Origin of the sequence: Psychrobacter sp., assembly GCF_036731945.1 — a bacterium.
In the GTDB taxonomy this organism is placed as follows: Bacteria; Pseudomonadota; Gammaproteobacteria; order Pseudomonadales; family Moraxellaceae; genus Psychrobacter.
The window spans coordinates 1-10,514 of record NZ_DAINDI010000010.1; the positions used below are offsets into that span (position 1 = coordinate 1).

The 10,514-nt window shown below is 44.4% G+C and carries 11 protein-coding genes and 1 tRNA gene; 5 read left to right on the plus strand and 7 right to left on the minus strand.

What is annotated here, in order from left to right; translation table 11 throughout:
- Positions 1 to 555: 555 nt before the first annotated feature.
- Together V7D75_RS03265 and V7D75_RS03270 are read left to right on the plus strand one after the other, a co-directional pair.
- Positions 556 to 894 (plus strand): P-II family nitrogen regulator, encoded by a 339-nt coding sequence (locus tag V7D75_RS03265; protein ID WP_011514651.1) that lies wholly within the window; start codon positions 556 to 558, stop codon positions 892 to 894.
- A 93-nt stretch (positions 895 to 987) separates the two neighbouring features.
- Positions 988 to 2,262: an ammonium transporter gene (locus V7D75_RS03270; RefSeq protein WP_068404284.1), complete on the plus strand. Its 1,275-nt coding sequence runs from the start codon at positions 988 to 990 to the stop codon at positions 2,260 to 2,262.
- Between the two features lie 200 nt (positions 2,263 to 2,462).
- Here V7D75_RS03270 and V7D75_RS03275 read toward each other — a convergent pair whose 3' ends face one another.
- The 3 genes from V7D75_RS03275 to V7D75_RS03285 form a co-directional block, all read right to left on the minus strand.
- Positions 2,463 to 2,846, minus strand: coding sequence for a DUF2147 domain-containing protein (locus V7D75_RS03275; RefSeq protein ID WP_068404286.1), 384 nt, complete (start codon positions 2,844 to 2,846; stop codon positions 2,463 to 2,465).
- A gap of 283 nt (positions 2,847 to 3,129) precedes the next feature.
- Positions 3,130 to 3,393: a hypothetical protein gene (locus V7D75_RS03280; RefSeq protein ID WP_068404288.1), complete on the minus strand. Its 264-nt coding sequence runs from the start codon at positions 3,391 to 3,393 to the stop codon at positions 3,130 to 3,132.
- 74 nt (positions 3,394 to 3,467) lie between these two features.
- Complete coding sequence (locus V7D75_RS03285; RefSeq protein WP_333613395.1) at positions 3,468 to 4,361, minus strand: DNA/RNA non-specific endonuclease; 894 nt, start codon at positions 4,359 to 4,361, stop codon at positions 3,468 to 3,470.
- Between the two features lie 146 nt (positions 4,362 to 4,507).
- Between V7D75_RS03285 and V7D75_RS03290 the strand changes: the two genes are divergently transcribed.
- Positions 4,508 to 4,598, plus strand: a tRNA-Ser gene (locus tag V7D75_RS03290).
- A gap of 53 nt (positions 4,599 to 4,651) precedes the next feature.
- Here V7D75_RS03290 and V7D75_RS03295 read toward each other — a convergent pair.
- From V7D75_RS03295 to arsC, 3 genes are all read right to left on the minus strand, one after another.
- Positions 4,652 to 5,962 carry an arsenic transporter gene (locus V7D75_RS03295; protein WP_333613396.1) on the minus strand — a complete coding sequence of 437 codons (1,311 nt, stop codon included), beginning with the start codon at positions 5,960 to 5,962 and terminating at the stop codon, positions 4,652 to 4,654.
- A 66-nt stretch (positions 5,963 to 6,028) separates the two neighbouring features.
- Positions 6,029 to 6,841 carry an arsenical resistance protein ArsH gene (gene arsH, locus V7D75_RS03300; protein WP_333613397.1) on the minus strand — a complete coding sequence of 271 codons (813 nt, stop codon included), beginning with the start codon at positions 6,839 to 6,841 and terminating at the stop codon, positions 6,029 to 6,031.
- Entirely contained in the window at positions 6,828 to 7,235 is a 408-nt protein-coding gene (arsC, locus tag V7D75_RS03305) for an arsenate reductase (glutaredoxin) (protein WP_333613398.1), read from the minus strand. The genes arsH and arsC overlap by 14 nt, the downstream gene beginning before the upstream one ends.
- Before the next feature lie 163 nt (positions 7,236 to 7,398).
- Between arsC and V7D75_RS03310 the strand changes: the two genes are divergently transcribed.
- Positions 7,399 to 8,193 carry a YdcF family protein gene (locus tag V7D75_RS03310; RefSeq protein ID WP_333613399.1) on the plus strand — a complete coding sequence of 265 codons (795 nt, stop codon included), beginning with the start codon at positions 7,399 to 7,401 and terminating at the stop codon, positions 8,191 to 8,193.
- Positions 8,194 to 8,295: 102 nt separating this feature from the next.
- The gene (cls, locus tag V7D75_RS03315) at positions 8,296 to 9,747 is read left to right on the plus strand and encodes a cardiolipin synthase (RefSeq protein WP_333613400.1); all 1,452 of its coding nucleotides are present in this window, start codon (positions 8,296 to 8,298) and stop codon (positions 9,745 to 9,747) included.
- 35 nt (positions 9,748 to 9,782) lie between these two features.
- On the opposite strand, the gene V7D75_RS03320 is transcribed toward cls, so the two are convergent.
- Positions 9,783 to 10,514 (minus strand): methyltransferase domain-containing protein (locus tag V7D75_RS03320; RefSeq protein ID WP_333613401.1); only part of this gene is annotated, 732 nt, incomplete at its 5' end.

Genomic DNA, 10,514 nt, shown 5'->3' on the forward strand with positions numbered 1-10,514 from the left:
AAAAGTAATATCGATACATCACGCACTGCTGATATCAATTTTTCTTGCTTGCTGTGCCTACGCAGACAGAGGCTACAAAAAATTGATATCAGCAGTACCGTCGCGTTTTTAGAATATTTTGACTATCATTTTGATTTTAAACGCTATTATTCATAATGGCGTTTTTAATAATCGACGTTTTTACAATGCTTATGCGCTTACTTTTCTCCTATCTCTTCCCATTTTTCTTATCAAACCTCTTATCAAATCGTCACATGAAATAAAGTGATAGCCTCCCCAAGCGCTTAAAAAGTTGGTTATAATAAAGTGTTTATTCTCCCAACGTTAAAGGTTGATAGCTCCAACTTATATCCATAAAAACAGTGTTATCGTTGCGATATAGGCAAGAGTCTTTGTCACTATCTTGGTTATTTTTAAGCAAATGCGCCCAACTCTACCAACCCCCTTGAGTAGGTTTGGCACAATTCTTGAACTATTTACCATGAGCCTGACAATAATACGAGCCAGCAAACGGTCTCTATTAACCTGCGACATCATCTATATAAGGATTTTTTTATGAAGCTAATCACTGCGATCTTAAAACCGTTTAAGCTCGATGATGTGCGCGAAGCGCTTTCTGACATCGGTGTAAAGGGTGTCACCGTCACCGAGGTCAAGGGTTTTGGTCGTCAAAAAGGTCATACCGAGCTCTATCGCGGCGCTGAATACGTGGTGGACTTTTTACCTAAGGTGAAAGTTGAGGTAGCAGTGATGGATGAGATGGTCGAGCCTGCTATCGAAGCCATTACGCGCATTGCCAGTACCGGCAAAATCGGTGACGGCAAGATATTTGTGACCAATCTTGAACAAGTCATTCGTATTCGTACGGGTGAGACAGGTCCTGACGCTATTTAATAGTTAAGAATAATTAAGCGCTAGACCACTTATAAACACAGATTTATAGGTCATCTCGATCACTGTATTGCATCTATTCAAGGGGGAATTAATATGCAAAATCAAATCTTTGAGCTCCAGTACGCGCTAGATACGTTTTATTTTTTAATCTGTGGCGCGCTAGTCATGTGGATGGCCGCTGGCTTCACCATGTTAGAAGCTGGACTGGTACGCTCAAAAAACACCGTCGAAATCCTCACCAAAAATATCGCCCTCTTTGCCACCGCCTGTACTCTGTATATGATCTGCGGTTATGCCATTATGTACGATGGTAATCTGTTTTTAAGCGGTATTGCTGGCAACGATGCCTTAAACAATACGTTAGTAGCCGATGCCTTAGCGAGCTCAGCTAAAAATGGCTTTAATGGCGATGCGGTATACTCGGCGGCTTCTGATTTCTTCTTTCAAGTTGTGTTCGTCGCTACCTGCATGTCTATCGTTTCAGGCACAGTGGCTGAGCGTATGAAGCTATGGTCTTTTTTGCTGTTTGCTGTCGTTATGACCGGATTTATCTATCCATTAGAAGGCAGCTGGACGTGGGGCGGTAAAGCCGTATTCGGCTTATTTAGCCTTGGCGATTTGGGATTTTCTGATTTTGCCGGTTCAGGTATCGTGCATATGGCAGGAGCAGCAGCAGCGTTATCAGGAGTTCTGCTTTTAGGGGCGCGTAAAGGTAAATATGGACCTAACGGTGAGATACGGGCAATTCCCGGCGCCAATTTACCTTTAGCGGCGCTTGGTACGCTTATCTTGTGGATGGGTTGGCTTGGGTTTAACGGCGGCTCCGTGCTCAAACTTGGCGATATCACCAGTGCCAATGCCGTTGCTATGGTGTTTTTAAATACCAACGCTGCCGCTGCGGGTGGGGCGATTGGCGCGCTTATTATCGCGCGCATCATTTTTGGTAAAGCAGATTTGACCATGCTATTAAATGGTGCATTAGCGGGTCTGGTCGCCATCACTGCCGAACCGTCCACCCCGTCGGCGCTGCAAGCAACGTTATTTGGCATGACAGCAGGCGTTATTGTGGTCATATCAATCCTTGCATTAGATAAAATAAAAATCGATGACCCAGTCGGTGCTATCTCTGTACATGGGGTGTGCGGCTTGTTCGGTCTGATGCTAGTGCCATTGACCAACCAAAATGCTACTTTGCTCGGTCAAATTGCTGGTGCAGCAACCATCTTTACTTGGGTGTTTATCAGTAGCTTGCTTGTTTGGAGCATTATTAAAGTCGTAATGGGCCTGCGTATCTCTGAAGAAGAGGAATATCAGGGCGCAGATATTGCAGAATGTGGTATGGAAGCCTATCCAGAGTTTATAAGGTAAAAAGTATTTAAGAGGGTTTTATTGTTGATTTGCTAATCATCGATAAAACCCTTTTAATAAAAACCTATCCCATTAAAAATCCCGCAAAACCTTTCGGTCTTGCGGGATTATTTATTCTTTAACACTATAGTCTTTAACCGTTTATCTTTTTATAATGCCCAGTCTAGCAACTGAACTTTATAGAGTAAGATTATATTGGCTTATTTCTTTTTCCACGTTTGGCTACGTGAAAATGGACCGATATACCCTTTTAGTTTTAAAGTACTGCCGCTTAGATTGGCGGTCATACGATAGTCTTTACCTTTTTCAGGGTCGGTGATTGTACCGCCACTATATTTACCACCACCGTCAGCCTTTAGGCCTTTGATGATAGTTGTACCAATATGTTTCTTACCTTTAGCTGAGTTGGTATCAACCAAGGTACCAGTTAGGACACCATTAGATTCAGTAATTTTAACTAAACCTTTTGGCTTACCTTCATCATAAGTCTGCCAAGTGGTGTTATGTAATGGGTCAGCGGCAAATGCCATGCTTGCCATACTGATACCAGCAACTGCTAAAGTGGTTTTTGTGAATAATTTCATAAATTGACTCCCTTCATTTAATGATTACTAGAAACGTTGCGTTTCTAATGTCTTCGCTTATCCTTTTATCAACATTCTTTTATTGCAAACCCTTCGATCCTACGCTCATTTTAAGCAAGTAACCTTCATTAATATGCTATTAAATGCTACTAATGATTGGTTTGACAGAGAAATCTCGATCGACATAAGCGATGTCTTGACCCATTATAAGCAATTTTTAGATTTTGCCTAGTAATTTTTTTATAGTTTATTATTTCTCTAAAATCAAAAGCATATCAAACAGTTATAGAAACGGATTGTCTATAATTTTACCCGATTGGTCATCTTTTTGTTTTGACTTATCCTCAAAACTACTATATCGATTGCGGTTTTCAAATGCCAGCATAATTTTGCTCGTTAGCTCGTGTAGTTGCTGTGCCTGCTCATATCCAGCTTCGTCAAAGACTAGATTAATGTCGCCATAAATGATAATTTTATCTTCTTGGTTTTCAATAACCAAATCGCCAATTTGCATACTTTCATGATTATTCATAAAGGGTTCAATCATTTGAGCTTCCTCTACCTTAACAGCAATTTACGTGATTTTGCAATACTGTGAGAATATGGTGATATTTAGACGCCTTATGCTTTTAATTGTGCCATGAGCCAATCGATAATAGCCAGCACAAATAACATCCAAGTGGGCTCTTCTGGTGAGTCTTCGGGTAAATCTGAGCTGTCACCTGCTTTTAACGGCAGATCAAACGCGCGCGCTTTGGTTTGAGCATCTAATACGGGCAACACGTCGATGCCAATCTTGGCGGTTAATTGATCCAGACTAATCACTTCTATACGCTCTGATTCATCATTGGGCGCATAATACACGCCTGCTTGGTTGCTGGCTGGAATATAGACCGCTTTAAAAAAATGACTGGGCACCAGTACACGATTCGCCAGTTGTTTGGTCTTTTTATTCGTAAACGCCACCCCAGTAATGGTATAAACTTCACCGTATTGCTGGGTCAAATAGCGCGTGGCTGACTCGATATTACGCCAAATATAGCGATTATTGCGCGGCGATTGCGGCGCGATATTAGCAAGGCTAAAGCTATCGTACTGCTGGCTGCGATTGGCCATATTGCCATTAGGCGCTAAATGCCCTCGATCATAACCTGAGCCTGAGTAATCGGACAGTTTGGCGCGCATGGATTTTGGCAGGCGGCTTTCTTCATGAAAGCTGTCTTCACGATCAATCTGTTTGGCTTGCTGCAAGCGCTTACGGTCGAGATATTCTGCTGACCACAGCGGGGTACGTGATACGCCTGAGTACATGACAGCAAAACCGTCCATACATAGCGCTTGGGTATTATTACTGAGCTTAGGATTGGTGAATTCAGGATAGACGCCACCATAAAAAGACTGGCTACATTGACTTAAATCTTCCGCGTGTGCAGCCGATATTCCTATTAAGACCGTGAATACGGTCATTATGGTGTTATTTTTAACCTGTGCTTTATCTTTAAAAAAACTTATCATGCCACTTCCAACCATCTATGCCTGCCATTCGGTAGGCGTTATCCTAGCAGGCCGCTAGTAATAAAGAAAGATGCTGCGCAGGCCGTGACATTTTAAATGCTATCCGCTATACTTAGGCAGCCAAAAATCTTGGTCTTACAAAAAACGGTGAAGTGGGTGAGTGGCTGAAACCGCACGCCTGGAAAGTGTGTATACGTTCATAGCGTATCGAGGGTTCGAATCCCTCCTTCACCGCCAATCTTATTCTGCTTAATCAAAGCCTGCAGTTTTTCTACTCTTTCACAAACTCCCTAAACACTCGGCAATTTAGGCAGCCAAAATACCAACGCCAATAACGTGGCTAATAATACAGGCGGCGTTATCAGTAGTCCGACCTTCATATATTGTCCCCAGCTGATTTTATAATCCTTTTCAGCCAATACGTGTAACCACAATAGCGTCGCTAAACTACCAATAGGCGTGAATTTTGGTCCCAAGTCATTGCCAATGACATTGGCATAAATCATCAACTCTCGAGTAGCAGCGGGCACTTGGGCACTATCAATCGCCAGCGCGCCTATCAACGTCGACGGCATATTATTCATCACAGACGCTACGATGGCGGATAAAAATCCTGTGCCGACCGTCGCAACGAGCGCGCCTTGGTGACCTAGCAAATTAAGTATTCGTGCGCCATAGGCGGTAAGCCCTGCATTGCCCAAACCATAAACCACCAAATACATACCGATTGAAAACAATACAATTTGCCACGGTGCTTTTTTAAGAATATTAGTCATAGAAAACTTGGCATCACGACCACCTTGCCACCAGCGTCCAGCAATCGCCATGAGTATAAGCGCCGCGGCACTCGTTACTACAGAGATAACCAGCCCGAGCGATTCAGTCGCGAAATACGCCACTAATAATAATGCCAATAGTGGAAAAGCCGCCCGAAATACCAGAGGATCTTTGATAGCCGATTGAGGTGCGCTAAGATTTTCCGTTGAATAGCGCTTGGGAATGTACCGCGCATAAGCAAGCCACAATACCGATAGCGTCGCTAGGACAGAGACGATATTTACCGGTACCATCACCGCCGCATAGCGACCAAAACCAATATCAAAATAATTGGCACTGACGATATTAACCAAATTAGAAGTCACTAATGGCAAGCTTGCGGTATCAGCAATAAAACCAGTGGCAATAATAAAGGCTAAAGCGGATTTGGGGGCAAAATCAAGGCGCAGTAGAATAGCAATCACAATCGGTGTCAGTAGTAAGGCTGCCCCATCATTGGCAAAGAAGGCTGAGATAAACGCTCCTAACAGCACAATCATCGGAAATAGCAAACGCCCGCGCCCATTACCAAGCCGAGCGACGTGTAATGCCGCCCAGCCAAAAAATCCCGCTTCATCCAAAATAAGGGAGATAATAATCAATGCCACAAAAGTAAAAGTGGCGTCCCAAACGATATCCCAAACGATACTAACGTCAGACCATTGCACCACACCAAATACTAAGGCAACCAAAGCGCCGCCCATCGCACTCCAACCAATGCCAAGCCCTTTCGGCTGCCAGATGACTAAAACTAACGTCACGATAAAAATAGCGAATGCGAGCATGGAGTAACCTTAATGAGCCAATTGAAGCAATGAAATATTAATAAAGGCAATAATAAAACAACAACGTTAGAGCGATTTTTGATTGACGCGTTGGGAGACTTCCGCAGCGCTTTCGACTCGTTCTGAATAGCGATCGGTCAGATACGCCGAACGTCCTCGGGTAAGCCAGGTAAATTTAACCAACTCTTCGCAAACGTCAACCACACGCAGATAAAGTGGAGACATTTTCATGCGGTCATTATCATCGAATTCCAAAAACGCTTTTGGGATAGAAGATTGATTAGGGATGGTAATCATCCGCATCCAGCGTCCAAGAATACGTAATTGATTGACGGTATTAAAACTTTGGCTGCCGCCACTGACTTGCATTATAGCCAGCGTTTTACCTTGGGTCGGACGTACGCCGCCGAGCGCCAATGGAATCCAGTCAATTTGCGCTTTCATAATACTGGTAATGCTGCCATGGCGTTCTGGACTGACCCACAGCATGCCCTCTGACCACTGTGCCAGCTCGCGTAACTCTTGCACCTTTGGATGGTCGGCATCTGCGTCATCGGGAAGTGGCAAGTCTGATGGATTAAACATGCGCACCTCGCAGCCGTACCAATGCAGCAAACGGCTTGCTTCCTCAGCGGCCAATCTAGAAAATGAACGCGCACGCAGGGAGCCATATAACACCAATATTCTTGGCGCATGGCGTGGGTCATCTTTACCGACCAAAGATTCAATATCAATGGCTTGTATTTGATCAGAATCAACATTGGGTAAATCGTTATTAAGTGAATCAGCAGCGCCCAAATCAGTAGCGCCAATATTACTAGTACTTTTACTAGCAATATTGTCTGTCACTAAGGCTTTAGTTTCTTTATTCTGTAACATACTTCACCACTTCCCCATTCTCTTTTGTAAAACTATTAACCGGATTTTGCAGTAATTCAAACACTTTTCCAGACGGTCGGCACAGCGCCGCGCCTTTATCGGTAACAACAATAGGACGATTGATTAAAATAGGGTGCGCTATCATGGCATCAATCAGTTGCGCGTCCGTCAATGCTGGATTGTCTAAACCAAGCTCGGTATAAATACTCTCTTTACTGCGTAAAAGCTCGCGTGGGGTGCTCTGCATCAATGCCAACAGCTCAACTAAGTACTCACGTGATGGCGGTGTTTTTAGGTATTCCACCACATCTAGCGCCTCACCTGAAACTTGCATAATGGCAAGGGTATTACGAGAAGTGCCGCATTTGGGATTATGAAAAATTATTGGCGTCATAAGGTTTTCCTCTTTTAAGGTGAAAGGGACAGGATTTAGTATGTCTTGATATGACCAAACCGCCATGCAATTAAAACAACGTATAATTAATAGATAAATAAGCACTTGATTGAATAAACCCTAAACTACAGCAGCTTTACCTAAACATAATAAATTTAAAACTATGGCAAAAAAATTACTCATTATAGCGCGAGTTGGATTGGTCGTTATCGGTACCGTTATCATGGTTGATTGTGCCGTGTTAATGACGGTTGGCAAAATCAACTTTGGCACCGTGGTACCGTTTTTATTGGGCAGCGCATTTGTCGCCCATGGGGTATTTTGGCATGCCATCCGCAAGTTTACGAGGCAAAACCCATTTCGCAATCGTCTTTGGTATACGCTATGGCTACTGTTTTTTATTTGGCTGATAAGCTTTGGCTTGTTTATTTTCTCATTGCAGCAGCAAATTAAGAAGAGCTCGCAGCCTGTATCAGAGGTCGCGGCGATTATTGTATTAGGGTCAGGTACTATCGCCGGTAAGCCAACACCAACGCTTGCTCAGCGTTTAGATAGGGCGGCCCCGCTGATTAAAGCACAACCCGAGGCATTGGCGCTGACCAGTGGTGGCATTGGTATGGGGCAGACGCATAGCGAAGCCAGTATTATGGCGCGCTATTTACATGAGAAGCATGGCATTGCTCTTGAGCGCATTTTGCAAGAAGGCAAAAGCACCAGTACCGCCGAAAACTTAATTTATAGCCAAGTCATCTTGGCAGCAAAAGAAGTGCCTATCACAGCGCCTATTGCCATTGTGACCAGTGATTTTCATACCATTCGCGCGGCTGCCATTGCCAAGCATCAAGGCTATCAGCGACCTATTTTGCTCGCCAGCCCGACGCCGCTATCGATTCGCTACAATGCGTGGTTTCGTGAGTATTTTGCCTTTGTCAGTGGTTGGCTATTTGGTGAATATTAATGATAAAAGCCATCAATAAGGCAACTCGGCCAATAATTTAGTCCTGCAATATAACCAAGAGCAACCATAACCTTCATAAATATAATAACAACGGATTCCACTATGCTCGTCGATATTCTATTAACCATTCACTTTATACTGCTGGTGCTGATATCGTTGCGCGTCCTTGCGCGCCATGACTTAACGGCGCCGGCGCGCTTGGCTTGGCTTGTGATTTTATTTCTCTTGCCTTATTTTGGCGTCCTAGTTTATTGGATGTTCGGTGAGGTACATTTAGGGCGCAACTTCACGCGCGAACGTCAGAAAACTATTGATAAATTGCATCAACATCGCCCAGAGGTACTTGGTAGCGATGTGGCGTTATTACATGCGGTTAAGCCTGAGTACCGCGCAGCCTTTGCTTATTCAGCAAAAGCCACCGGCTTTCAGACGACAGTTGGCAATCGCGCTGAGCTAATGACAGATGCCAATGAGACGCGCACACGTATGATTGACGACTTTGATGCGGCGACCGACCATATCCACGTGCTGTATTATATTTGGCTGGTCGATGGCATGGGTACGGCTACCGCAGAAGCGCTGATTCGGGCAGCAAAGCGCGGCGTCACCTGCCGGGCGATGGTCGATGGCATGGGCTCGCGCAAGATGGTCGGCTCAAAGCTATGGCAAGAGATGAAGGACGCAGGTGTGCAGCTCAGTGTGGCGCTACCATTAACCAATATCATAAAGGTTATGCTCTTTAGCCGTATTGACTTGCGCAATCACCGCAAAATTACCGTGATTGATGGCAAAATTGGCTATTTTGGTAGCCGTAACTGCGCCGACCCTGAATTTCGTGTGAAGCCTAAATACGCCCCTTGGGTCGATATTATGCTGCGTATCGAAGGGCCCATCGTTGCGCAAAATCAGATGCTATTTGCCAGTGATTGGCTAACTGAAAACCCTGATACGCCGCTCGACAGCTTTCCGTATAGCACAGATTTGCAGCCAAATCTGCCGCCCAATGATTTTGCTGCACAAGTTTTCTCTGATGGACCGACCCAGCGTCACGGCAACACCCCCCAGTTTTTAGGTGCCTTAATTAGCCAAGCCCAGCATACCCTGATGATTTCTACCCCTTATTTCGTGCCCGATTATTCGCTGGTCAGTATACTATGTGCAACCGCCTATCGCGGGGTTGAAGTAACGATGGTTTTTCCAAAGAAAAACGACTCATTTATCGTTTCCGCCACCAGTCACAGTTATTATTGGGAATTGCTTGAGGCCGGCGTAAAAATCTACGAGTATAAGCCGGGGCTGCTACACGCCAAAACCCTGACTGTCGATGGTGAAATCAGCTTGATTGGCTCAACCAATTTGGATTTACGCAGTTTTCATTTAAATTATGAAAACAATATCGTCTTTAGTGATAACAAACTGACCGCCGATATTATGGAGCGCCAATATCAGTATATCGCTGATTCTGATGAAGTAACGCTTGAAGAGGTTAACAACTGGCCTTTACCTTATCGGATTTGGAATAATATCGTCGCCACCATGGGACCGATTTTATAAGTGGACCTTTAGCCGATGCAGCCCATTGCCGCCCATTAATGAGCGATCGTTTTTTGCAAAATATAGACAACAAACTTAGCTTCTGTTGCAAAAGGTTGTACTGCCACCTCTGCTAGTAGCCGCTGCCTTTTTTCGCTGCGTGCCCGATAGGCATAAGGGGTCATGGTCATTAAATCTGCCAATGCCTCTGCCGATAAACTTAACTCGCTACTGACATGATGAGTTTCTAACAACTGAAAATAAGGCGCTAATTCGTCCAAAAACTTCTCAGAATCATGCTCGCGGACGTCATCAAATAACGCCTCACGCATCGTTGCTAAATGCCCGACATCGGGCTTAGCAATGATCAAATAGCCCTCATCGCTTAACACTTCATTAAATGCTTCTGGCAAAATGGGACTAAAGATACTGCTAATACCATCGATACTATGCGCGCGTAGCGGCAAATGCGCCGCGCTAGTGACCAGCGGATAAACAGCTGCTGCTTTCATTATCTCTGAAGCAGAATCATCTTTAATTTCTTGATGCCAAAGACGTCCTAACGACTTACTGGTTTTCGCCAGCTCTACAACAGCAGGTTTACTGATATCGGCAGCGATAAGTATATCCATACCCGTTTGCGCCATTGCCTGCGTGTAATAGCCCTCTCCGCAGCCAATATCTAGCCAATTAATGGGTTTATTTTTTTGCTTAAGACTGGCTTTTTTTGCCATCAATAACGCTGCCATTTTTTGACAAATTAAGTCATTTAGTGGCTGATAATGCCC